This is a genomic window from Aeromicrobium sp. EU05-FHT14F07 (assembly GCF_058790455.1).
On record NZ_JBYTCR010000006.1, the window covers coordinates 17,497 to 39,605 of the forward strand.

Below are 22,109 nucleotides of genomic sequence, written 5' to 3' on the forward strand. Positions count from 1 at the left end.
CCCTCGGCCGACCCGCCGGACACCTGCGCGACCATGGACGACGTGAACCCGCACGTCCTCGTCTCCCCCGCCATGGCGGTCCCGTCCCGCTTCTACCGACCGCTGGTGGCGGCGTTCGAGGACGTCGGCTGGTCGGCGCAGGCGCTCGGCCGGCGTGGGTTCGAGCCCGACGGGCGGACGGCGTCGCGGGCGGACGACTGGTCCTACGCCGACGAGATCGACGACCTCGCCGACGCAGTCCGGGCTGCACGCAGGGCCGAGCCCGCGCGCCCCGTGCTGGTGCTCGGACACAGCCTCGGCGCCCAGCTGGCGGTCGGGCTCCAGCAGCGGGACGACACCACGGTGCACGCCGACGGGCTGGTGATGGTGGGGGCCTCCACCCCGCACCACCGCTTCTACCCCTACGGCGGCCTGCCCATGCTCGCCTTCGCGTCGGCGATCCCACTGGTGACGCAGGGGCTGGGCCACCTCCCGAAGCCGGCCTTCGGGGCACCGGGTGCGCGCACGCTGATGCGCGAGTGGGCGCACTTCGTCCGGACGGGACGCCCACCCTTCGAGGTGCGCGAGCCGGTGACCACCCCCGCGCTCGTCGTGCACCTGCAGGGTGACGCGTACGCGGTGTCCGCTGCCAACAAGCGCTTCGTGGAGCAGTTCCTCGACCCTGCCGCCGTCACCCGGTGGGTCTACACCCGCGACGCCGTGCCCGACGGGGGCAGCACGGACCACGTGCGCTGGGTGAAGCACCCGGGCGTGGTCGTGGACCGCGTGGTCACGTGGTGGCAGACCGCGTCGGTGCCGACGGCGTCCTAGGATCGGCTCCATGAGCCGGAGCAGCGCATGACGCCCGCCATGGACCTCCTCCTGCAGGCCGTCCGGGACGCGGTCGAGGACACGCCGTACGTCGTGGACGTCGTCGACGACGGATTCGACCTGCGGCTCGACCTCGCCGACCGTCGCTGGCGGACGGTCCTCGGGCAGGCCGGGATCGAGCGGACGGTGATCCACGAGGTACGACCCCGTGGTGACGCCGTCGCCATCACCGACGTCGTGCGCCGTGTCGACTGGGTCGCGGGAGCACCGGCACTGGCCGGTTCCGCGTCGGTCGAGCGGGGACGCACCATCGCGCTCGGGGTCGAGAAGGTCTGGGGGCTCGACGAGCACGGCATGCCCGTCAAGGTCGCCGACCTGCGCTTCGCTCCCCAGGAGGGACGCGAGCTCATCACCCTCGCGGCGCGCCAGGTGGGTCTGCGCGTGGCCCTCGGTTCGTCCGAGCTGGTCGGGCTGGTGTTCGCCGGCATCGCGGTCGGCGGACTCGTCATCGGCGGACTGGTGGTCCTGGTGCTCTGGCTGACCGGCGTGCTCCCGCCGGGCTGACGCGGGGGCGGCGACCGCTCAGGCGCCCTCGGGGCGCGCCGACGCCACGAACGACTGGAGCTGGGGGCCGAGGATGGCGAGCTGCTCGGCGAGGCAGGTCAGCGTGAAGACGACGACCGCGCGACGGTCCGCGTCCCTCGTCGGAGCCGTCGCCACGACCTGCGCCTGCCGCACCTCACGCTGACGCCCCTGCAGCGGCGCCCGGCCGGCGAGCACCTGGGTGACCCCGGGCGCCGTCGGGGTCCCCGACGTCACCCGGCCGACGACCTCGGCGTCCTCGACCTGCTCGGCGAACACGGCCAGGGACTCGTCGGCCACCACGGCCACGTCCTCGGCGGCGTCGCGCAGACCGCCCGACACGGTGAGCAGGGGTGCGAAGACGGCGCCGGGCTCGGGCCGGGTGGCCGCGAACGCCGCACCGGGGAGGCCGAGCTCGGCGGGGTCGGCCACCAGCCACGCGGGGTCGGGCAGCCTCAACGTCAGGTCGATGGGCAGCTGGGCCACGGCCGGTCCTCTCCTCGAGCGGTCACGCGGGCGGTCGCGGGAATGGTCACGGGAGCAGCTCCTGCAGGGCGGTGACCCCGCTGTCGAGCGACTCCACGAGCTCCGGGACGTCGACCTCGAGGTCGAGCCCGAGCTTGCCACCCAGCCCCCAGGCGGCTCCGCCGGACCCGCTCAGCCGGAAGACGCCGTCATCGTAGCCGAGCACGCCGTCGGCCCCGGCGCCCGCGCCGGCCCAGCCCTCGGCCGTGCCACGGGCGGTGATGCCGAAGAGCCCGCCCTCGAGGTCCCCGGCGATCCGCGCGCCGGCGAACACCTCGCCCCCGACGTGGGCACCGGTCGCCCCGATGTCGGCGTGCCCCTGGGCCGACGCCTCGACGGACCCCTCGGCGGACGCTCCGTAGTGACCGTGCTCCCAGGCGTGCTCGAACTGCCCGGAGGCGCCGACCAGCGTGAGCGTGCCGTCGGCGTTGAGGCGCAGCCCCTCGGGGGTCAGGCTGCCGCTGGCCGATCCGTCGGCGGTGAGGAACCGGAACTCGCCGTCGGCGGTGGCACGGCCCCCGGCAATGTAGTCCTCCCAGCCTCCCTGCGCGCGGAAGACCCAGGCGTCGCCGCTGAGACTGCCGAAGCTGAGGCCCGCGTCGCTGTGCTCGGCATCGCGGTAGTCGCCGGTGCGTCGGTCGCCGAACGCCTGGGAGAAGGCGTCCCAGGTGAAGGTTGGGCCGGACACCTCGCCCTCGGCGCCGAACCAGCTGCTGCTGCCCTCGGTCCGCGACCCCGGTAGCCCGCCGAGCGCCCGCACGGCGTCGGTTCCCGCCGCGTCGAGGGTGTCGCGCGCGTCGGAGAGGATCTGCTCGGCCTCGTCGCGCAGGTCCTGGCCGGGGTCGACGAACGTGCCCGGGTGCGGCGGGAGCGGTCCACCGGTGCGGATCGCGTCGTTGTAGGCGTCGACGTCGCGGTTGAACGCCTGGGTCGCGGTCTCGGTGGCCTGCTCCCCCCGGTCCCAGGACTCGATGGCCTCGCGGGCGCGGTCCTGCGCCGTCCTCAGGGCGCCGGCGTAGCCGGTGAACGCGGTCGCGGCGGTCTCCAGTACCTCCACGAGCCGGGTGAACCGGGTCAGCTCCTCGTCCATCCGCGTCTCCCAGGCGTCGGCCGCGACGCCTGTCCACGACGAGGCACGCACCCGCGACAGGGCGGTCCGGCGGTTCTCCACGTCGCTCGCGGTGTCGGAGAACCGCGTGGCGATGCTCTCGACGGTCTCGACGCTGCCGACGACGAGCCCCGCGGGGTCGTCGGTGCTGCCGAGGGACGCGCCGCCGACGAGCGTCACGGCTGTCCTCCCGTGCCCGATCCCTGCAGCGGGACGGCCGGGCCGATCCGCGGCGGCCCGGGGTCGAAGCCCTCGGGCAGGCCCAGCGCCGTGATCGGGTCCTGGGCGAAGCACTGCGCGACCTGGTCGTCGGTGCTCTCGTACCGCGACGCGACGTAGTCAAGGGCGCCCGCGATGCCCACCATGGCCTCGCGGAGCTGTGCGGCGGCGTCGTCGACCTGCTCGGCGATCGTCGTCATCCAGGTGTCGAGCTCGACGTGGCCGAGCGCGGTGTCGGCGTAGCAGACCTGCAGCACCAGGAACCCGGCGAACGGGTCGACCTCGGTGCGCAGCGTCTCGGCCGCCGCGCGCAGCTCGGTCGGAGCCACCTCGAAGGACATGACCCCACCCCCTCTGGACGAACATGTCAGACACTAGTCCAGGTCTCGGGTGCAGGTCACGTCCTCCCGCGTGGGCGTGGGTATCGTGGGTGCCCGAGCCGACCTCGGAGGAGCGCCATGGGACGTCGCACGGCCACCATGCTCGTGCTGGCCGCCCTCCTCCTCGCGGCGGCCTGCAGCGTCGAGGTGGGGGCGGGACGCGTCGGCAGCATGCCCGAGCGGCAGGTCGAGCAGCAGGTCATGGACAGCCTGAGCGAGAAGTACGGCCGCGCGCCGGACCGCATCGACTGTCCCGGACGTCTGGTGGGCGAGGTCGACCGCACCATGCGCTGCACGCTCGTCGACGGCGACACCCGCTTCGGCCTGACGCTCACGGTCACGTCCGTGACCGGCAAGCGGGTGCGGTTCGACATCCAGGTGGACGACACGCCGCTGCCCGGCGACACGGCCTGAGACCGCGCGCCGGGCCACGGCTCAGGCGAAGGCCTCGATCGGCGGGCAGGAGCAGGTGAGGTTGCGGTCGCCGTAGGCCTGGTCGATGCGCCCGACCGGCGGGAAGTACTTGTCCTGGGTGCTGCCGGTCGGGAACACGCCGGTGGCGACCGGGTACGCGTGCTGCCAGTCGAGCAGCTCGCGGGCCGCGTGCGGAGCCTGCGCCAGCGGGTTGTCTCCCTCGGGCCACTCCCCCGCCGCGACCCGGTCGATCTCCGCGCGGATGGCGAGCATCGCGTCGCAGAACCGGTCGAGCTCGGCGAGGTCCTCGGACTCGGTGGGCTCGACCATGAGCGTGCCCGCGACCGGGAAGCTCATGGTGGGTGCGTGGAAGCCGTAGTCGACGAGCCGCTTCGCGACGTCGTCGACGGTCACGCCGGTCTCCTTGGTGATGCCGCGGACGTCGAGGATGCACTCGTGCGCGACGAGCCCGGAGCGTCCGGTGTAGAGCACCGGGAAGGCCTCCTTCAGCCGGGCGGCGACGTAGTTGGCCGAGAGGACCGCCACCGACGTCGCGTCGGTGAGTCCCTGCGCGCCCATCATCGACACGTAGGCGAACGGGATCGGCAGGATGCCCGCCGAGCCGTACGGTGCCGCGCTGATCGCGCCGATGCCCTGGCGCTTCGCGGCGACCGGGTGCAGCGGGTGGCTCGGCAGGAAGGGCACCAGGTGCTTGGCCACCGCGACCGGGCCCACGCCGGGACCGCCGCCACCGTGCGGGATGCAGAAGGTCTTGTGCAGGTTCAGGTGCGACACGTCGCCGCCGAAGGTGCCGGGCTCCGCGTGGCCCAGGAGGGCGTTGAGGTTGGCGCCGTCCACGTAGACCTGTCCGCCCGCGGCGTGCACGACGTCGCACAGCTCCGTGATGCCGTCCTCGTAGACACCGTGCGTCGACGGGTAGGTCACCATGATCGCCGCGAGGTCGTCGGCGTGCTCGGCGCACACCGCGCGCAGGTCGTCGAGGTCGACCTCGCCGACCTCGGTGGCCTTGACGATCACGACCCGCATGCCGGCCATCACGGCCGACGCGGCGTTGGTGCCGTGCGCCGAGCTCGGGATGAGGCAGACGTCGCGGCGCTCGTCGCCGTTGCTGCGGTGCCAGGCGCGGATGGCGAGCAGACCGGCCAGCTCACCCTGCGAGCCGGCGTTCGGCTGCACGGAGACGGCTGCGTAGCCGGTGACCGCGGCCAGCCACGACTCGAGCGTCTCGACGAGCTCGATCATGCCCGCGGCGTCCTCGGCCGGCACGAAGGGGTGCAGGTCGGCGAACCCGGGCCAGCTGATCGGCTCCATCTCCGCCGTCGCGTTGAGCTTCATGGTGCAGGAGCCCAGTGGGATCATGCCGCGGTCGAGCGCGTAGTCGCGGTCGCTCAGGGTGCGCAGGTAGCGCAGCAGCTGCGTCTCGCTGCGGTGCTCGGCGAACACGGGGTGGGTGAGGATCGCGTCGTCGCGCACGAGGGCCTCGGGCAGCGCGTCGGCGGCAGGCCCCTGGTGCGAGCCGGCCACGCCGAACGCGCGCCAGACGGCCTGCAGGTGCGCCACGGTCGTCACCTCGGAGGTCGAGACCGCGACGTGGTCGGCGTCGACCCGGCGCAGGTGGATGCCCTCGGCGCGGGCGCGGCCGACGACGGCGTCCGCCTCGCCGGGGACGCGGGCCACCACCGTGTCGAAGTACGTCTCGTGGAGCACCTCGACCCCGCCGGCCACGAGGCCGGAGGCGAAGGTCGTGGCGGCGGTGTGCACGTGCTGCGCGATCCGCCGCAGGCCCTCGGCGCCGTGGTACACCGCGTACATGGACGCGGTGACGGCCAGGAGCACCTGCGCCGTGCAGATGTTCGAGGTCGCCTTCTCCCGGCGGATGTGCTGCTCGCGGGTCTGCAGCGCGAGGCGGTAGGCGGGACGCCCGTCCTTGTCGACCGAGACGCCGACGAGGCGGCCCGGCAGGTGCCGCTCGAGCCCGTCGCGCACGGCCATGAAGCCGGCGTGGGGGCCGCCGTAGAACATGGGGACGCCGAAGCGCTGCGACGAGCCGACGACGACGTCGGCGCCCAGCGACCCGGGCGAGCGCAGGAGCACGAGGGCGAGCGGGTCGGCGACGACGACGGCGAGCCCGCCGGCCGCGTGGACCGCCTCGATGGTGCGGGAGGGGTCGGTCACGGCACCGTCGGCCGCCGGGTAGGCGACGATCGCGCCGGCGACGTCCGCGGGCACGTCGTCGGTGCCGAGGTCGACGTCGAGGAGGTCGATGCCGAGGGCCTCGGCGCGGGTGCGCACCACGGCGAGCGTCTGCGGCAGGAGCCGCGTGTCGAGGACGATCGGTCGCAGGTCCTTGCCACGGGCGGCGCGACGCACGAGCGTCATCGCCTCGGCGGCCGCCGTGCCCTCGTCGAGCAGCGACGCGTTGGCCGTGGTCAGGCCGGTCAGGTCGGCGACCATCGTCTGGTAGTTCAGGAGCGCCTCGAGACGGCCCTGGGAGATCTCCGGCTGGTACGGCGTGTAGGCCGTGTACCAGGCGGGGTCCTCGAGCACGTTGCGCCGGATGACGGCGGGCGTCACCGTGGGGTGGTAGCCGAGGCCGATCATGGAGACGCCCGGGTTGTTGCGGGCGGCCAGGGCCTTGAGGGTGCCGAGCGCGGCCTGCTCGCTCAGCGCCGCGGGGAGCGCCGGGGCCGAGGTCGCCCGGATGGACTCGGGGACGGCCGCCTGCATGAGCGAGTCGAGCGAGGTGTGGCCGATGCGCTCCAGCATGGCCTGCTGGTCGCTGGCACGGGGGCCGATGTGACGGTCGACGAAGACGTCGGTCGGGGCCGTCAGCGGGCTGGTCGAGGGGGCGTCAGAGGACATGCAGGGACTCCAGGGATCGAGGTCTGGTTTCCCTCCCCTCCTGTCACGTCCGCACGGTGGCGTGCGCTCCAGGATGGCCTCGTCCGCATGGTCCGTGGTGCCTGAGAGGTTCCGGGGAGGAATTGCCCCTTCGGCGCCGCCTGGGCGATCTCTCCCACGCGTGGTCGACAGCGGTCCTACGGTACCAGCGTGGCGCCGGTCAGCTGGTCAGTCGGGCGCGACGACGCGCCGACAACTCGTCGTCGGCGGTCTCGGGCGCGACCGAGCGCTCGCTGGGCAGCTCGTGCAGCGACCCCTCGATCTCCTTCCACACACCGCCGATGGCGATGCCGAAGACGCCCTGGCCGCCCTGCAGCAGGTCGATGACCTCGTCGGCGGAGCGGCACTCGTAGACGCTGGCGCCGTCGCTCATGAGCGTCACCTGCGTCAGGTCGTCGGTGCCACGCTCGCGCAGGTGCTCGACCGCGGTGCGGATCTGCTGCAGCGAGACGCCCGCGTCGAGGAGCCGCTTGATGATCTTGAGCAGCAGGATGTCCTTGAAGGAGTACAGGCGCTGCGTGCCCGAGCCCGTCGCCGAGCGGACGGTCGGCTCGACCAGCTTCGTCCGGGCCCAGTAGTCGAGCTGGCGGTACGTGATGCCGGCCGCGCTGCAGGCGGTCGGACCGCGGAAGCCCGTGTCGCGCGGGAGCGGCTCGACGTCGTCGGTGAACAGCAGGCCTTGGTCGCCGGCCTGCGCCGCGGCCTCGGCGGCCTCCAGGGCCGTCGTGTCGTCGTCGCGTCGCTCGATCATCGGGTCTCGCCTTCCAGACAAGGGTGAGGGGGAAGACCACCTCGGCGAAACTACAACGGTGTTCGCGTGCGGCAGTGCTCTCACGGTAGGCCCGGCGGGGACTCCGGTCAATCACTGCGACGGCGTGTCGCAACCCTTGCGTGAGGGTTGAGGGTTGGTGTCGACGACCCGCTCAGGCGAAGTCGTCCGGCTCGACGTGGTCGAGGAACGCCCGGAACCGCTCCACCTGCTCGTCCTCCTCGCGCGTCGACGCGATGCCCGCCTCGTCCAGCACGTCCTCCGCGCAGAGGATCCGTGCGCCGCACCGCAGCGCGAGCGCGATGGCGTCGGACGGACGCGCGTCGACCGTGGCCCCCGACGCGAACACGAGGGTGGCGAAGAACACGCCGTCGTCGACGTCGACGATGTGGATCTCGGTGAGCTCGTCACCCAGCGCCTCGACGATCCGCTGCATGAGGACGTGGGTCAGCGGACGCGGGGTCTCCTCGTCCTGCTGGGCGAAGGCGATGGCCGACGCCTCCACCGCGCCGATCCAGATCGGGAGGTAGCGGGCACCCTCGCTCTCGCGCAGCAGCACGAGCGGCTGCTTGGTGGGCATCTCGACCCGTACGCCGAGGACGTCGAGCTCGCGCACGGTCAGTCCCGGAGCCGGTGCCGCAGGAGCACCGTGTGCAGACGCATGAGGAGGGCGGCCAGCTCCCCCAGCTGCTCCGCCGCGGCCGCCTTGTCCTCGCGGCGACGGCGCTCGGGCACCGCGCGGCCGAGGAGGTCGGACTCACGCTCCGCGGCCGTGCGCACCGTGCGCAGGTGACGCGGCTCCACGCCGAGCGCGGACAGCCGGACGACTGCGTCGACCACGACGAGGTCGTCGCCGTCGTACGCGTGCTGGCCCGGTCGACGCTCGAGCAGGCCGTGCTCCTCCACCTGGGCGAGCAGCTTCTCGCTCGCGCCGGTGCTCTCCAGCACCTCCTCGCGGCTCAGCCGCATCCGGCTGCGCCCCTCCAGGAAGGCACCCGGCGTCGGCAGGCCGTCGGCGTCGCTGGAGACCTCCGGCACCCGGACGTTGCCGTCGAGGTCGGTCTGCGGGACGAGGCCGCGGTCCATCTCGTCGAGCGCCTGTCGGATCGCGCTGAGCGGCCAGTAGCGCTTCTGCTGGCGCAGGACGAACCGCAGCCGCTCGACGTCGTCGAAGGAGAACTTGCGGTAGCCCGACGGCGTGCGCTCCGGCTCGAGCAGACCCTCCCGCTCGAGGTAGCGGATCTTGCTGATGGTCAGCGACGGGAACTCCTCACGGAGCTCCGCGAGGACCTTGCCGATCCCGAGCCGAGCCGTCTCCGGCAGCGGCTGGGTCACGCCTGGCCCCGCTGGGCGCCCGCGAAGTAGATGAGCCGGTACTTGCCGATCTGGACCTCGTCGCCGCCACCCAGCGCGATGTCGCCGTCGATGCGGTCACGGTTGACGTAGGTGCCGTTGAGGCTGCCCAGGTCGCTGACCACGTAGCCCCGGCCGGAGCGGCTGAACACCGCGTGGCGGCGCGAGACGCTGATGTCGTCGAGGAAGATGTCGCTGTCGGGGTGCCGGCCGACCGACACCGTGTCGGTGTCCAGCAGGAACCGCGCCCCCGCACCCGGACCGCGCTGCACGAGGAGCATCGCGCTGCCCGCGGGCAGGTTCTCCACCGCGTCCACGTCGGCCGAGGTCATCTCCTCGGTGTCGGCGTCGATCAGCGGGATGTGCGTGGTCTCGTCCGGGACGTTGCCGTGCTCGGGACCGGGCGAGGTCATCGGATCACTCCTGGCTGTGCTGTAGAGGCGGTCTGTGGAGGCGGCTGGAACGGGTGCTGCAGGGTCTCACCCCGGGGTCGAGGGTCGACGTGACCAACCTAGCACCCGCACCAGGTCCAGCCGGGGGGTCCGGCCCGACGTCAGGACGAGACGAGAGCCGTGTACTGCTCGGGTCCGAGCAGCGCGGCGGTGGCGTCGTCCTCGGAGGCTCGCACCTTGAACAGCCAGCCCTCGCCGTACGGGTCGGAGTTGATGACCTCGGAGGCCCCGTCGAGGCTCTCGTTGCGGGCCACGACCTCGCCGCTGACCGGGCAGAAGACGTCGCTCACCGACTTGGTCGACTCCAGCTCACCCACGACCGACCCGGCCTGCACCTCGTCGCCGACGTCGGGCAGGTCGACGTAGACGATGTCGCCGAGCTGGTCCTGCGCGAAGTCGGTGATGCCGACGACGAGGACGTCGCCCTCCATGCGCACCCACTCGTGCTCTTCGCTGTAGTACAGGTCCTCTGGGATCACGCGGCGCTCCTGCTCGGTGGGTGGTGGTGATGGTGATGGGGTCGGCCGGTCGCTCAGGGCGTGCCGACGTCGGGACGAGCGTACTCGGGGGTGCGCACGTCAGCCAGGGCCGTGATGGTGATCGTCGAGCGCCGGTCCACTGCGGCCTGGGCGCCGCGGGCCTGGAGCAGGTCGCGCACGCCGCCGCGGAAGGTGATGGACTCCTCGAGCGTGCTGGGGTCGCCGATGACGTCGAACACGTACGGGCTGCTGACCTGGCGGCCGCCGATGCGCAGACCCTGCTCGTCGTCCAGGACGTACGTCTGCGCGACGACCCGCGCGGTGTCGTTCACGACGATCGCCTCCGCGCCCGCCTCGCGCAGCTCCTGCAGGACGTCTAGGACCAGACCCGCGTCGACGAGCCCGTCCGGGTCGGAGACGGTGAGCCGCACGCCCGGCCCCGTCGCGCCGACCGAGCCGGCGAGCACGGCCAGCTCCTCGGCACGCTGGCGGGCGACGTCCTCGGCCTCCGCCGCGTCGCCGCGGGAGGCACGCAGCCGGTCCCGCGTCGCGGTGAGCTCGTCGATCTGCCCGGCGAGCCGCTCGTTGGCGACGTCGACGGACTTGAGCAGCTCGACCAGCTCCACGCCGCGCAGCGACCCGTAGTCGGTCGCGTCGTCCTGACGCACCTGCACGGTCACGGCGAAGGCGAGTCCGCCGACGAGGAGCGCGACCAGCACCTGGGACCCGGCGCGCCGGGACGGCGCCGCCCGGTGCGGCCGCTCGGCGTCAGGCATGGAAGATCCTGCGGCGGATGGCGGCGGCGTTGGCGAAGATGCGGATGCCCAGCACGACGACGACGCCGGTCGACAGCTGGGAGCCGACGCCGAGCTGGTCGCCGAGGAAGACCATGAACCCGGCGATGGTGACGTTGGAGATGAACGAGACGACGAACACCCGGTCGTCGAAGCGACGCTCGCCGAGCGCCCGCAGCGCACCGACGACGGCGTCGAGCGCGGCGACGATCGCGATCGGGAGGTACGGCTGCAGCCAGAGCGGCACGTCGGGCTGCAGGAAGAGCCCGAGGCCGACGCCGACGACGAGTCCGATCACCGGGATCACGGTCTGCCCTCTCCTCGTGGACCGTCCGCCGGTGCCGGGAGAGGCTCCGCGCGGCGCAGCGTGGTCCGTTGCTCGGGCGCCGACGGCACCACCTCGTCGTCCGATGGTGCCATGCCGACCGAGAGGCCGGCGTCCTCGGCACGCTCCTGGAGGTAGCGTCCCGCGAGGTTGGACTGCAGACGCGAGCGCAGCACCGCGCCGTCGCCGAGGGCCACGATCCGCACCGGCACCTCGATGCGGCGGAAGTTCACGGTGATCGCGCCGTCGAGCGAGGAGATCGCGGACGTCTCGGCGAGCCGCTGCCCGCCGACCGACACGGCCTCGGCACCGGCGTACCAGAGACCGTTCACCACGGCGACGACGTCCTGCGCGGTGACCCGGCCCGCCCGCGCACCGTCGGGGCTGCCCGCCATCGTCACCACCAACGCGCTCCCCCGCAGGGCTCGTGCCCCGGCCAGCACGGTGTCGGTGGCGACGTCGGTCGAGGTCTCCGCGGCCGTGCCGCCGCGCAGCGACGCCACCTGCTGGCGCAGCGCGCCGACGGCCTCCTGGCGCGCCGCCAGGACGTCACGCCGGTCGGCGACGTCCGCCACGAGCGTGCGGCGCTCCAGCTCCGACCCCGGGCGCTCGGTCTGGGTCTGGACCGCGGTCACGGTGAGCATGGCCGCGAGCACCGCGACCACCACGCCGACGGCCGGCGTGGCCACCGGGCGCTGCCCGTACCGCTCCCCCGCCCGCACGACGTAGTAGTCGTCGTCGAGCGCGTTCTCCGCGACCTGCTCCAGCAGGCTCTCCGCAGGACGGACGACAGCCACGGCCGACCTCAGCGAGCGAGGGGCTCGGTCGTGGCGAGCAGGCGTCGCACCTGGAAGGCGTAGAGCACCCCGCCCCACCAGTAGAGGCCGACGCCCCAGATGGCGAAGGCCCAGCCGAAGACCTCGGCGAGGTCGGCCACCGTGCCCGAGCCGTCGCCGAGGAGCAGCAGCGGGAAGGCGTAGAGCAGACCGGCCGTGGCGGCCTTGCCGAGGAAGTGCACCGGGAGGGAGCTGTACCCGCGGGTGCGCAGGAACGGCACGAGGCTGAACAGGAACACGTCGCGCAGCGGCAGCAGCACGGCCAGCCACCAGGGGATGATGTCGCGCAGCGCGAGCCCGACGACCACGGCGAGGATGTACAACCGGTCGGCGACGGGATCGAGGATGGCGCCGATCTTCGACGTCTGGTTCAGCCGGCGGGCGAGCTTGCCGTCGAGGTAGTCGGTGACGCCGGAGACGACGAGCACGAGCAGCGCAAGGACGTCCTGCTCCGGACCGAGGACGAGCCACAGGAACACCGGCAGCAGCACGATCCGGACCACGCTGAGCAGGTTGGGGATCGTGACGAGCCTGTCCTCACCCACGTCGACCCTCTCGCAGCTCCTTCATCGCGCGCTCAGCCTAGGGCATCGTCGACGGGCCGGGTGACTGCCCGGGCCGTCCGCATCGCGGGCCGGTCTTGCGTGCGGGTGAGCGACTGACAGACTGAGGGAGCACGATCCGCAACGACATCCGTGGGCACCGTGTGTGCCCCGACCTAGGAGGACGCGTGGCCGACTACACCCTGCCCGAGCTGCCCTACGACTACGGTGCGCTGGATCCGCACATCTCCGGCAAGATCATGGAGCTGCACCACAGCAAGCACCACCAGAACTACGTCAACGGCCTGAACACGGCCCTCGAGAAGCTCGAGGAGTCCCGCGCCAACGGCTCGTACGACACGATCAACCTGCTGGAGAAGAACCTCGCGTTCAACCTCGGCGGCCACATCAACCACTCCATCTTCTGGAAGAACCTCTCTCCCGAGGGTGGCGACAAGCCGACCGGAGAGCTGGCCGCGGCGATCGAGGACAACTTCGGCTCCTTCGACGCCTACCGTGCGCAGTTCGAGGCGACGGCCCTCGGCATCCAGGGCTCCGGATGGGCGATCACCGCCTGGGACACGCTGGGTCAGAAGCTGGTCATCGTCCAGCTGTACGACCAGCAGGCCAACATCCCGGCGACCCTGATCCCGATCTCCCAGCTCGACATGTGGGAGCACGCCTTCTACCTCGACTACCTCAACGTCAAGGGTGACTACGTGAAGGCGTTCTGGAACATCGCCAACTGGGCCGACGCCCAGGAGCGGTTCACCGCGGCCACGAGCGGCGGCCAGGTCCTCTTCTGAGACCCGGCGGCCCGCCACGCACGAGGGCCCCGCACCGACCATGGTGCGGGGCCCTCGTGCGTGCTGCGTCAGGCGTCGGGGTCGCGCCGCTTGCCGTGCTCGGCGAGGTCCTTGAGCCGGGCGTTGTAGGCGGCGAGGGCGGCGTCGCCGTCGCGGTCCGCGGCGCGGTCGATCCGTCGCGCCTCGCGCTGGTCGGAGCGGAACCACTGGAAGAGCAGCGCGATCATGACGAGCACGAGGGGCACCTCGCCCAGCGCCCAGGAGATGCTGCCCCCGAGGTACTGGTCGGCGAGCAGGTCGGTCCGGTACGGCCGGTCGATCGTGGTCCAGTACGGCTCCGCCAGGACACGTGCGGAGGACATGATGGCGATCGAGAAGAACGCGTGGAACGGCAGCGTGACGAGCATGATCCCGAACCGGGCCAGCGGCGGGAGACGTCGCGGTGACGGGTCGACGCCGATGATGACGTAGTAGAACAGTGACCCCACGAGCAGGAAGTGCAGCTCCATCGCGGTGTGCCCCCAGTGCTCGCGCATCAGGAACCCGAACAGCGGTGTGAAGTACAGCGCGTAGAGGCTGCCGACGAAGAGCACCGGCGGCACCACCGGGTGGGTCAGCACGTGCAGGAAGCGGGACGCGAGGAACGACGTCAGCAGGGTCCGCGGCGAGACGTCACCCGGCTGGCGCGGCCCGGGCAGGGTGCGCAGCGCGAGCGTCACGGGCGCGCCGAGCACGAGGAAGATCGGCGCGACCATCGACAGCAGCATGTGCGAGACCATGTGCGCGCTGAACAGCACGTGCGAGTAGACGCCGAGGCCGCCGATCGTCGACCAGGCCACCACGAGGAGGCCGACGAACCAGGCCACGGTGCGGCCGACGGGCCAGGCGTCACCGCGACGACGCAGCACCAGGAGCCCGCGCACGTAGAGGGCGGCCCCGAGCACGACGATCGTGAGCCCCAGCCCGTTGGGGGTGAAGCCGAGGGCCATGCGCAGCACGTCGGGCGCGGGCGGGACGGGCCCGCCGAGCAGCTCCTGTGCGGGCGTGGTGAGGATGTCCCCGACCGGCGTGGGCGTGCGCGACAGCGCGACTGCCAGGCCGACCGTCGCGGCCATGAGCAGCACCTCCGACGTCGCCACCAGCAGGAACCCGGCGTCGCGGTCGGCGAGCCGCCGGCGCTGGACCCAGCCGAACCAGCCGAGCGCGACGAGCGCGACGACCTTGGCCAGGACGAGCTGTCCGTACCCGGTGGCGACGACGTCGCTGACGCTGCGCAGCCGCACGGCGGCGTTCACCACGCCGGAGACCCCGACGACCACGAACGCCCAGAGCGCGAGCACCGAGTAGCGGCGCAGCGCCGGGGCGAGCCGCTTGCTGCCGCGCCAGGCGACCCAGGTGAGGGCGACGAGCCCGCCGACCCACAGGCAGACGCCCACGAGGTGCAGCAGCAGGCTCAGCGCGGCGAGGTCGTGCGACCCCGACGACGCCGAGTGGCCGGAGAAGGCGACCGGGACGAGCGAGGCGAGGACGACCCCGAGCACGACCGCGAGGCGTCGGACGGCGATCGTCCAGCGCAGCACCGCCCAGGCCAGCGCGCCGACGACGACCTGGAGCAGCACGACGCCGCCCGTCGCGGTCGTGGCGAGCTCCGAGAGCAGCGGGAACGTCAGGGAGCCGAGGGGGCGAGCGAACACGTCGGCGACCGTGAGGACGTAGAGCACGATGCTGAGCAGCGACCATGCGGCGGCGACGCGGGCGGCACCGCGGACCGCGTCGACCGACAGGCCCTGCACGTCGTCGGCCGACGTCGGCAGCAGGGCGACGACCGCGAGGAGGAGTCCGACGAGCACCAGGAGCAGACCGTCGGAGACGACCGACGCGAGCGGCAGCGACCAACCCACGAACGGACCGGGGTCCGGCAGGCCCTCGGGGACCTGCTGGGGTGCTCCCCCGCCCAGGCTGAGCGCAGCCACGCAGGCCGCGGACGCGACCAGGAAGCTGGCGACGGTGGTGCGCAGGACGCTCACGCGTGCTCCTCGGTCCGGCGGCGCAGGAGCGGCCAGACGATCAGGGCGACGGCCACGAGGCCACCGCCGACGGCCCACCACAGGTGCTCTGCGTGGCGGTGGAGGAAGGACTCCGAGGCGTCGTCCTCACGGGGAGCCTGCGCGACGGTGCGCCCGACGGTCGTGCGGAAGGTCGACTCCCCCGCGATCGGGTGGCCGTCGGCGGAGACGACGCGGTAGGCGATCGTGTAGGTGCCCCGCTGCCCGTCGGCCGTCCCGTCGCGCAGCCTTCCCGTGACCTCGCGGTCGCGGGCGCTCACGGCGAGCGGCACACGGCTCCCGTCGGGTGCGGTGAGCACGAGCTCCGAGCGCGTGACCGGTTCGTTGAACTCCAGGGTGACCGTGCCCGGCACCTTCTCGACGACCGCCTCGTCCCCGGGGTCGGTGCCCACCAGGGCGGCGTGCGCCGACGCCGGGCCGGCGGCCAGGGCCGGCGCCAGGACGACGGGCAGGAGCAGCAGGACGGCCAGGGCTCTACGCACGGCGTCGATCCTGTCGCAGGACGGCCAGCAGTGCGGCGAGCGCGACCACGAGGGCCGCTCCGCCGAGGACCCGGCCCAGGACGTCGGTGCCGGACCCGTCCGTCTCGTGCGACCCCGCGTCCTGGGAGCCCTCGCCGTGGCCCGCAGCGGAGCCGCCGTGCGCGTGGCCGCCCTCGCCGGCGGGCAGCAGGCTGAGCGTGGGGGCGGGCTTGTCGGGCTCGGTGTCGCCCTGCTGGACCTGGTCCCAGTCGACGACCTCGCCGTCGGAGTAGGTCTGCTCGGCCTCGAACCGGATGCTGTCGGCGTCGGGGAACGGACCGCCCGACAGCGCGAACTCGTCGAACTCGCCCGGGGGGATGCCGTCGCCGTCCGCGGACCACGTGACGGTGCGGACGGCCCGCGTGATCTCGGTGCCGTCGACCTCGACCGGCTCGGGCAGGCGGCCCTCGCGCGTCGTGATGGTCCAGCCGGGCTTGGTCTGGGCCGTGAGGTGCAGGAACGGGGCGTCGGCGGGCAGCGTCACGACGAGCTTGGTGGTGTCGGCCGTGTCGGACTCGGTGGGCACGCGGAAGACGATCTTGCCGTAGCCGTCGCGCGCGGCGTCGGGCGAGGAGACACCGACGTGGGCGACGGCGGGGCCGGCGACGGCCACGGTGGCGAGGGTGAGTGCCGCGACGGCGGCGAGACGGGTCGGACGGATGGTGGGCATGACGGGACCTTCGGGTGCGAGGGACTGGTGGACGGGCTCAGGCCGTCAGCGGCGGAGCCCGGCCCGCGGGTCGTCGGCCCGCGTCCCTCCCGTCGCCCACCAGCACGGCCCGCAGGACGCACGTGCCGGGCCTGACCCGTGCCACGACGCCCGGGACGCGCAGGAGCCCGAGCACGGTGTCGGCGGCGCGCCACCACAGGTCCTCGGCGTGACGCAGCGCGAGCAGGCTCACGAGCGTCGCGAGGCCGTGCGCTCCGAGCATCCTCGTGTCGTGGGACCCCGACGGCGTGGCGAGCAGGTGCACCGCGACCTGGCCGAGCACCAGCAGGCCGAGCAGCTGGGAGGACGTCAGCCGCCGGGCGCCGACCAGTCGGGTCACCGCAGCAGCACCGGCCGCCACGGCGGCGACGGCCGCGACCGGGACGTCTCCGCCGGCCAGGACGTGGGCGGAGGTCGCGCACGCGGCCACCACGACGCCCACGAGCGCAGGGCGCACCAGCCGCGGGCCGAGCCCGCGTGCCGCCGTCCTGCTGTGCGTCGTCACCCCACGAGGGTAGTCGGGAAGGACCACGGACCTGGCGGCGGCCGTTACGGTGGGAACCATGTCCGACATGCAGCAGACCGCCGGCATCATCGCGCTCGACGAGCAGTGGGGTGCCCACAACTACCACCCGCTCCCGGTCGTCATCGCCGAGGCCGAGGGCGCGTGGGTGACCGACGTCGACGGTCGCCGCTACCTCGACTTCCTCTCCGGCTACTCCGCCCTCAACTTCGGGCACCGCCACCCCGACCTGGTCCGTGCCGCGCACGAGCAGATCGACCGGCTCACCCTGACCTCGCGCGCCTTCCACAACGACCAGTTCGGGGCGTTCTGCGCCGAGCTGGCCGAGCTCACCGGCACCGAGATGGTGCTGACGATGAACACCGGGGCCGAGGCCGTCGAGTCCGCCATCAAGGTGGCACGCAAGTGGGCCTACGAGGTCAAGGGGGTCGCGTTCGACGCGGCCGAGATCATCGTGGCCACGCACAACTTCCACGGCCGCACGACGACGATCGTCTCCTTCTCCGACGACCCGGTCGCGCACGACAACTACGGACCCTTCACCCCGGGGTTCGTCACCGTCCCGTACGGCGACGCGCAGGCCGTGCGCGACGCCATCGGCCCGAACACGGCGGCCGTCCTCATGGAGCCGGTCCAGGGCGAGGCCGGCGTGGTCGTGCCACCGGCCGGGTTCTGGTCCGACGTCCGCGACGCGTGCACCGCGAACGACGTGCTCCTGGTCGCCGACGAGATCCAGTCCGGCCTCGCCCGCACCGGCCGGCTCTTCGCGCTCGACCACGAGGGCGTGCGGGCCGACCTGTACACCCTGGGCAAGGCGCTCGGCGGCGGCATCATCCCGGTCTCGGCGGTCGTGGGCCGCGCCGACGTCCTCGGCGTGCTCCGCCCGGGGTCCCACGGCTCCACGTTCGGTGGCTACCCGGTGGCCTGCGCCGTGGGCCGGGCCGTCGTCGGTCTGCTGTCCACGGGCGAGTTCCAGGAGCGGTCCGCCGACCTCGGCCGGCACCTGCACGACCGGCTCGAGGCCCTCGTCGGGCAGGGCGTCGCCGCGGTGCGCGGCCGCGGCCTGTGGGCCGGTGTGGACCTCGACCCGCTCGGACGCACCGGACGCGAGGTCTCCATGGCCCTGCGCGACGAGGGCGTCCTGTGCAAGGAGACGCACGAGCGGACCCTGCGCATCGCGCCGCCGCTCGTCATCACGCGGGACGAGATCGACCACGCGGTCGACGCGCTCGAGCGTGCGCTGAAGGTCTGAGCGGTGGGCACGCTGCTCACGGTCCTGGCGCTCGTCGCCGGGCTCGTGCTGCTGCTCGTCGCCGTCGGTGTCGTGCGGGTCGTGCTGCTGCGACGCGGCCACCGACGGCGCGTGGCCGGCTACGTGCCCGAGGTGGTCGAGCAGGCGGGTCTGTTCGCGGTGGCCTCCGACCGGCAGACCCAGGTGCGGGGCGTCGGCTCGCTGCTGCTCGGGCGGGAGCACCTCGCGTTCGTCCCGCTGGTGGCCGGGCGCGACGTGGAGGTGCCGCGCGAGGCGATCACCTCGGCGACGCTCTCGCGGACCTTCCTGGGGCGCTCGACGGGTGCGGACCTGCTGGTGGTCACGTGGTCGCTGGACGGTCTGGCCGACGCGGCCGCCTTCCAGGTGCCCGACCCGGCCGGGTGGCGCGACCGGCTCGTCTGAGCCTCAGCCGAAGAAGGTCGCTCCACCGGGCGGGGCGGGCGACGCCTCGGTCCGCGCGTCGGTGAACGCCGTCCCCCCGGCCAGGCGGTCGCGCACCTGGGCGGCGTCGAGCACGCGGTAGGGGAACATCGAGCCGGCGGCGCGCCGGGCGAGCGGCCCCGGGTCGACCGGCGCGCGGGACGCGACGACGAGCACGTTGCCGTGGCGTCGACCCTTGAGCGTGGCCGGCTCGGCGCTGACCACGACATGTGGCAGGGCGGTCTCGACGGCCCGCAGCGCGTCGCGCACGAACGGGAACGGCGCCCGGTCGGCCAGGTTCAGCAGGACCAGGCCCTGCGGTCCGGCCACGCGCGCGACGTCCGCGTACCACTCGCGGGTCACGAGGTCCGACGGCACGCGGGCCCCGGCGAACGCGTCGACGACTACGAGGTCGTAGGCGGCGTCGCGCAGGCTCGCGACGCCGGCACGGCCGTCCTCGGCGCGGACGCGGATCCCGCTCCGCTCGGGCAGGGGCAGCTCGGCCCGCACGAGCGCCGTCAGCTCCGCGTCGGGCTCGAGGACGAGCTGGCGGGAGCGCGGGCGCGTGGCGGCCACGTAGCGCGCCAGCGTCATGCCCGCACCGCCCACGTGCAGCGTGCGTACCTGCAGGCCCTGCGGCCAGGCGGTGTCGATCACGTCGGCCATGCGTCGCACGTAGTCGAACTCGAGGTGGGTCGGGTCGTCGAGGTCGACGTACGACTGCTCGGTGCCGTCGACGCGGACGGTGGCCGCGTGCGGGCGGTCCCGGTCGGCGACCACCTCGACGACGCGGCTCACCAGGGCACGTCGACGTCGTCGCCGGTCACGACGCGTAGCACCCGCGCACCGCCCGGGAGGGACACGGTGACGACGGCACCGTCGCCGAGCTGACGTCCGCGACGCGTCTCGACCTCGCCGTCGACCTGCACGTCGCCGGACGCGACGAGGGCACCGGCCTGGGCGCCCGACTCGGCGACGTCGGCGAACTTGAGCAGCTGACCCAGCCGGATCATGTCGCTCGTGATGGCGATGGTCTCCACCTGGTCCGGTCCCGTCATGACGACCAGCCTAGGCGGGGCGCGCCTAGGGTGGACGGGTGGAACCGAGCAGCGTGCGCGCCGACGTGTGGGTCTGGTCCGTGCGCCTGTTCGCGTCACGCTCCGCGGCGAGCGCCGCCTGCAAGGGCGGTCAGGTGCACGTGAACGGCCGTCGGGCCAAGCCGTCGCAGCCGGTGCACGTCGGTGACCGGGTGGAGGCGACCACCCCCGGGGGCCCACGGGTCGTCGAGGTGCGTCGCGTGCTGACCAAGCGCGTGGGCGCGTCCGTGGCGGCCGAGTGCTTCACCGACCACACGCCACCGCCCCCGCCGCGCGAGGAGCGTCTCGCCATGCCCCGTCGCGACCGCGGAGCGGGCCGGCCGACCAAGCGCGAGCGTCGCGAGATGGACCGCTTCCGCGGTCGTTGAGCGGTCGTCAGCGGCTGGTGAGCAGCGGGAGCAGGTGCTCCGCCGCGAGCGGAGCCAGGGCGACGTCGGGGGCGTGCGGGTCGACCCAGCGCGCCTCCTCGATCTCCGCGGCCACCTCGTGGGCGGGGTCGTCGACGGGGAGGCGGAAGCAGTGCGCGACGAGGTCGTGGCCCGGCTCGTTCGCGGCGACGGTCCGGATGGTGCCGAGCGGCTCGAGGCGGGCCGGGTCGACGACCAGGCCGAGCTCCTCGTCGAGCTCGCGGGTCAGCGCCTCGACGTGGGACTCCCCCGCCTCGGGCTTGCCGCCGGGATTCATGAAGAGTGCGGTGCCGCGCTTGCGCACGAGCAGGGTCCGGCCGTCCGCGCGCGTGACCAGCGCCGCGACGACCTCGATCACCGGGCGCTCGCTCACGGCCGGCTCACGGGGTGGGCGACGGCAGGGTGCCGCCCCACTTGTCGGTCCACGTCGGCGCCGAGGCGAGCACGTCGAGCAGCGCGTCGAGGTCGGCGTCGATGGTGACGATGTGCTGCTGCTCCTCGCGCACGAACCCGTCGGCGACCATGCGGTCGAGCATGGCCCGCATCGGCGACCAGAACCCCTCGACGTCGAGGAAGCCCGACCGCTTCGCGTGGATCGTGAGCTGCGCCCACGTCCACTGCTCCGCGACCTCCTCGAGGGTGCCGGCGCCGCCCGGCAGGGCGAGGAACGCGTCGGCCAGGTCGGCCATCATGGCCTTGCGCTCGTGCATCGTGTCGACCACGTGCAGCTCCGTGCAGCCGGTGTGCGCGAGCTCGCGGTCGTGCAGCGACCGGGGGATCACGCCCACGACGGTGCCGCCGGCCGCGAGCGCGGCGTCCGCGACGGTCCCCATCAGCCCGACGCGGCCGCCGCCGTACACGACCGTCGTGCCCCGCTCGGCGAGCGTGCGTCCGACGTGGTCCGCCGCCTCGGCGTACGCCGCGCTGCTGCCGTGGCTGGACCCGCAGAACACCGCGACGGCGCCCAGCGCGGAGGTCACGCGCCCTCCTCGAGCGCCGTGCGCAGGGCCTCGACGGCCTGCGCGGCCCCGGCGAGCGACCAGCGCAGCCCGGCGACCTCGACCTGCTCGGCCGCGCCTCCCGCGCCGCGGACGAGCGCGGCGCCGGGCAGCCAGTCCCAGGCCGGGGTGCTGTGCTGGAACCAGGCCCCGAGCCGCCCGGTGACGACGCCGACCAGGTCCATCGAGCCCGAGCCGTGCATGCGCAGCGTCGCGGGCAGCGCGGCGGCCCGCAGGAACGGCTCGCGGACGTGGGCGTCCGACACGTTGCCGGGGTGCAGGTAGGTGGCGGCACCGACGGTGGTCACGTCCACGTCGCGGATCCGCTCCACGAGCGTCCCGTTCCACGTCGTCGGCAGGTCGGGTCCGCCGACGAGCACGCCGTCGCGGGCGTGGGCCACCGCGCCCAGCACGAGCGTCTCGCCGTCGAGCAGCGCCAGGGCGGAGCACCAGTAGTCGGATCCGCTGGCGAAGTTGTAGGTGCCGTCGACCGGGTCGATCACCCAGCGGCGGCCCGAGGTGCCGGGCTCGTCGGTCCCCTCCTCCCCGAGCAGTCCGTCCTCGGGACGCAGACGTCGCAGGGTGTCGACGACGAGCGCCTCGGCGGCGTGATCGGCCGCGGTGACGACGTCGGAGACCGACGTCTTGCTGCGGACGTCGAGGTCGCTGCCCTCGCGCATGCGCGCGGCCAGCGCGACGGCCTCGGTGACCAGGCGGACCGCCAGGTCGGCGTCGGACAGGACGGACGGGTCGGCGGCGAGGTCGCTCACGCGTCCATC

General features: G+C 73.4%; 29 protein-coding genes and 1 riboswitch. Of the genes, 7 read left to right on the top strand and 22 right to left on the bottom strand.

What is annotated here, in order from left to right:
• The first annotated feature begins 42 nt into the window (after positions 1-42).
• Together AC3WRM_RS07380 and AC3WRM_RS07385 are read left to right on the top strand one after the other, a co-directional pair.
• On the top strand, positions 43-810 hold the full coding sequence (locus tag AC3WRM_RS07380; RefSeq protein ID WP_492247641.1) for an alpha/beta fold hydrolase: 768 nt from the start codon (positions 43-45) through the stop codon (positions 808-810).
• A gap of 27 nt (positions 811-837) precedes the next feature.
• Positions 838-1,374, top strand: a complete 537-nt coding sequence (locus AC3WRM_RS07385; protein ID WP_492247640.1) for a hypothetical protein — start codon at positions 838-840, stop codon at positions 1,372-1,374.
• A gap of 18 nt (positions 1,375-1,392) precedes the next feature.
• Here the strand turns inward: AC3WRM_RS07385 and AC3WRM_RS07390 are convergent, their stop codons facing one another.
• From AC3WRM_RS07390 to AC3WRM_RS07400, 3 genes are read right to left on the bottom strand one after another with little or no spacing between them, the layout of a single operon-like run.
• Positions 1,393-1,878 carry a hypothetical protein gene (locus AC3WRM_RS07390; RefSeq protein ID WP_492247639.1) on the bottom strand — a complete coding sequence of 162 codons (486 nt, stop codon included), beginning with the start codon at positions 1,876-1,878 and terminating at the stop codon, positions 1,393-1,395.
• Between the two features lie 46 nt (positions 1,879-1,924).
• Entirely contained in the window at positions 1,925-3,205 is a 1,281-nt protein-coding gene (locus AC3WRM_RS07395; RefSeq protein WP_492247638.1) for a WXG100 family type VII secretion target, read from the bottom strand.
• Positions 3,202-3,585 carry a hypothetical protein gene (locus AC3WRM_RS07400; protein ID WP_492247637.1) on the bottom strand — a complete coding sequence of 128 codons (384 nt, stop codon included), beginning with the start codon at positions 3,583-3,585 and terminating at the stop codon, positions 3,202-3,204. Before AC3WRM_RS07400 ends, AC3WRM_RS07395 begins: the two co-directional genes overlap by 4 nt.
• 117 nt (positions 3,586-3,702) lie before the next feature.
• Between AC3WRM_RS07400 and AC3WRM_RS07405 the strand changes: the two genes are divergently transcribed.
• Positions 3,703-4,038: a DUF4333 domain-containing protein gene (locus AC3WRM_RS07405; RefSeq protein ID WP_492247636.1), complete on the top strand. Its 336-nt coding sequence runs from the start codon at positions 3,703-3,705 to the stop codon at positions 4,036-4,038.
• A gap of 21 nt (positions 4,039-4,059) precedes the next feature.
• On the opposite strand, the gene gcvP is transcribed toward AC3WRM_RS07405, so the two are convergent.
• From gcvP to clsA, 10 genes are all read right to left on the bottom strand, one after another.
• On the bottom strand, positions 4,060-6,921 hold the full coding sequence (gene gcvP, locus AC3WRM_RS07410) for an aminomethyl-transferring glycine dehydrogenase (RefSeq protein WP_492247635.1): 2,862 nt from the start codon (positions 6,919-6,921) through the stop codon (positions 4,060-4,062).
• 78 nt (positions 6,922-6,999) lie between these two features.
• A riboswitch (glycine riboswitch) is annotated at positions 7,000-7,088 on the bottom strand.
• A gap of 32 nt (positions 7,089-7,120) precedes the next feature.
• Complete coding sequence (locus tag AC3WRM_RS07415) at positions 7,121-7,711, bottom strand: MerR family transcriptional regulator (RefSeq protein ID WP_253024968.1); 591 nt, start codon at positions 7,709-7,711, stop codon at positions 7,121-7,123.
• 172 nt (positions 7,712-7,883) lie between these two features.
• The gene (locus AC3WRM_RS07420; RefSeq protein ID WP_492247634.1) at positions 7,884-8,345 is read right to left on the bottom strand and encodes a bifunctional nuclease family protein; all 462 of its coding nucleotides are present in this window, start codon (positions 8,343-8,345) and stop codon (positions 7,884-7,886) included.
• A 2-nt stretch (positions 8,346-8,347) separates the two neighbouring features.
• Positions 8,348-9,064, bottom strand: a complete 717-nt coding sequence (gene ftsR, locus AC3WRM_RS07425) for a transcriptional regulator FtsR (RefSeq protein WP_492247633.1) — start codon at positions 9,062-9,064, stop codon at positions 8,348-8,350.
• Positions 9,061-9,495 (bottom strand): FHA domain-containing protein, encoded by a 435-nt coding sequence (locus AC3WRM_RS07430; RefSeq protein WP_067857294.1) that lies wholly within the window; start codon positions 9,493-9,495, stop codon positions 9,061-9,063. The genes ftsR and AC3WRM_RS07430 overlap by 4 nt, the downstream gene beginning before the upstream one ends.
• Before the next feature lie 140 nt (positions 9,496-9,635).
• Positions 9,636-10,013, bottom strand: a complete 378-nt coding sequence (gene gcvH, locus AC3WRM_RS07435; protein WP_492247632.1) for a glycine cleavage system protein GcvH — start codon at positions 10,011-10,013, stop codon at positions 9,636-9,638.
• Positions 10,014-10,066: 53 nt separating this feature from the next.
• A complete protein-coding gene (locus AC3WRM_RS07440) occupies positions 10,067-10,789 on the bottom strand; it encodes a DUF881 domain-containing protein (protein WP_492247631.1) in 723 nt (240 codons plus the stop codon).
• The gene (locus AC3WRM_RS07445; RefSeq protein ID WP_067857287.1) at positions 10,782-11,114 is read right to left on the bottom strand and encodes a small basic family protein; all 333 of its coding nucleotides are present in this window, start codon (positions 11,112-11,114) and stop codon (positions 10,782-10,784) included. The genes AC3WRM_RS07440 and AC3WRM_RS07445 overlap by 8 nt, the downstream gene beginning before the upstream one ends.
• Positions 11,111-11,929: a DUF881 domain-containing protein gene (locus AC3WRM_RS07450; RefSeq protein ID WP_492247630.1), complete on the bottom strand. Its 819-nt coding sequence runs from the start codon at positions 11,927-11,929 to the stop codon at positions 11,111-11,113. Before AC3WRM_RS07450 ends, AC3WRM_RS07445 begins: the two co-directional genes overlap by 4 nt.
• Before the next feature lie 8 nt (positions 11,930-11,937).
• Positions 11,938-12,513 (bottom strand): cardiolipin synthase ClsA, encoded by a 576-nt coding sequence (clsA, locus tag AC3WRM_RS07455; RefSeq protein WP_492247629.1) that lies wholly within the window; start codon positions 12,511-12,513, stop codon positions 11,938-11,940.
• Between the two features lie 185 nt (positions 12,514-12,698).
• On the opposite strand from clsA, the gene AC3WRM_RS07460 reads away from it, so the two are divergent.
• Positions 12,699-13,316: a superoxide dismutase gene (locus tag AC3WRM_RS07460; protein WP_492247628.1), complete on the top strand. Its 618-nt coding sequence runs from the start codon at positions 12,699-12,701 to the stop codon at positions 13,314-13,316.
• A gap of 68 nt (positions 13,317-13,384) precedes the next feature.
• Here the strand turns inward: AC3WRM_RS07460 and AC3WRM_RS07465 are convergent, their stop codons facing one another.
• Genes AC3WRM_RS07465 through AC3WRM_RS07480 form a run of 4 tightly spaced genes read right to left on the bottom strand, consistent with a single transcriptional unit; the run spans position 13,385 to position 17,117 of the window.
• Positions 13,385-15,343 carry a bifunctional copper resistance protein CopD/cytochrome c oxidase assembly protein gene (locus tag AC3WRM_RS07465; protein WP_492247627.1) on the bottom strand — a complete coding sequence of 653 codons (1,959 nt, stop codon included), beginning with the start codon at positions 15,341-15,343 and terminating at the stop codon, positions 13,385-13,387.
• Entirely contained in the window at positions 15,340-15,864 is a 525-nt protein-coding gene (locus tag AC3WRM_RS07470; RefSeq protein WP_492247626.1) for a copper resistance CopC family protein, read from the bottom strand. The genes AC3WRM_RS07465 and AC3WRM_RS07470 overlap by 4 nt, the downstream gene beginning before the upstream one ends.
• Positions 15,857-16,573 carry a YcnI family copper-binding membrane protein gene (locus AC3WRM_RS07475; protein WP_492247625.1) on the bottom strand — a complete coding sequence of 239 codons (717 nt, stop codon included), beginning with the start codon at positions 16,571-16,573 and terminating at the stop codon, positions 15,857-15,859. Before AC3WRM_RS07475 ends, AC3WRM_RS07470 begins: the two co-directional genes overlap by 8 nt.
• A gap of 37 nt (positions 16,574-16,610) precedes the next feature.
• Entirely contained in the window at positions 16,611-17,117 is a 507-nt protein-coding gene (locus tag AC3WRM_RS07480) for a hypothetical protein (RefSeq protein WP_492247624.1), read from the bottom strand.
• Positions 17,118-17,175: 58 nt separating this feature from the next.
• Here AC3WRM_RS07480 and rocD point away from each other — a divergent pair, with 58 nt between their 5' ends.
• Together rocD and AC3WRM_RS07490 are read left to right on the top strand one after the other, a co-directional pair.
• Positions 17,176-18,387, top strand: a complete 1,212-nt coding sequence (gene rocD, locus AC3WRM_RS07485; RefSeq protein ID WP_492247623.1) for an ornithine--oxo-acid transaminase — start codon at positions 17,176-17,178, stop codon at positions 18,385-18,387.
• A gap of 3 nt (positions 18,388-18,390) precedes the next feature.
• On the top strand, positions 18,391-18,810 hold the full coding sequence (locus AC3WRM_RS07490; RefSeq protein WP_492247622.1) for a hypothetical protein: 420 nt from the start codon (positions 18,391-18,393) through the stop codon (positions 18,808-18,810).
• Between the two features lie 3 nt (positions 18,811-18,813).
• On the opposite strand, the gene AC3WRM_RS07495 is transcribed toward AC3WRM_RS07490, so the two are convergent.
• Positions 18,814-19,626 carry a spermidine synthase gene (locus AC3WRM_RS07495; protein WP_492247621.1) on the bottom strand — a complete coding sequence of 271 codons (813 nt, stop codon included), beginning with the start codon at positions 19,624-19,626 and terminating at the stop codon, positions 18,814-18,816.
• Positions 19,623-19,841: an RNA-binding S4 domain-containing protein gene (locus AC3WRM_RS07500; RefSeq protein WP_492247665.1), complete on the bottom strand. Its 219-nt coding sequence runs from the start codon at positions 19,839-19,841 to the stop codon at positions 19,623-19,625. The genes AC3WRM_RS07495 and AC3WRM_RS07500 overlap by 4 nt, the downstream gene beginning before the upstream one ends.
• A gap of 83 nt (positions 19,842-19,924) precedes the next feature.
• Between AC3WRM_RS07500 and AC3WRM_RS07505 the strand changes: the two genes are divergently transcribed.
• Complete coding sequence (locus tag AC3WRM_RS07505) at positions 19,925-20,293, top strand: RNA-binding S4 domain-containing protein (RefSeq protein WP_492247620.1); 369 nt, start codon at positions 19,925-19,927, stop codon at positions 20,291-20,293.
• A gap of 7 nt (positions 20,294-20,300) precedes the next feature.
• Here AC3WRM_RS07505 and AC3WRM_RS07510 read toward each other — a convergent pair whose 3' ends face one another.
• From AC3WRM_RS07510 to AC3WRM_RS07520, 3 genes are read right to left on the bottom strand one after another with little or no spacing between them, the layout of a single operon-like run.
• The gene (locus AC3WRM_RS07510) at positions 20,301-20,705 is read right to left on the bottom strand and encodes an NUDIX hydrolase (RefSeq protein ID WP_492247619.1); all 405 of its coding nucleotides are present in this window, start codon (positions 20,703-20,705) and stop codon (positions 20,301-20,303) included.
• Positions 20,706-20,712: 7 nt separating this feature from the next.
• On the bottom strand, positions 20,713-21,312 hold the full coding sequence (locus tag AC3WRM_RS07515) for an LOG family protein (protein ID WP_492247618.1): 600 nt from the start codon (positions 21,310-21,312) through the stop codon (positions 20,713-20,715).
• Positions 21,309-22,100 carry an inositol monophosphatase family protein gene (locus AC3WRM_RS07520; protein ID WP_492247617.1) on the bottom strand — a complete coding sequence of 264 codons (792 nt, stop codon included), beginning with the start codon at positions 22,098-22,100 and terminating at the stop codon, positions 21,309-21,311. Before AC3WRM_RS07520 ends, AC3WRM_RS07515 begins: the two co-directional genes overlap by 4 nt.
• Positions 22,101-22,109: the final 9 nt, after the last annotated feature.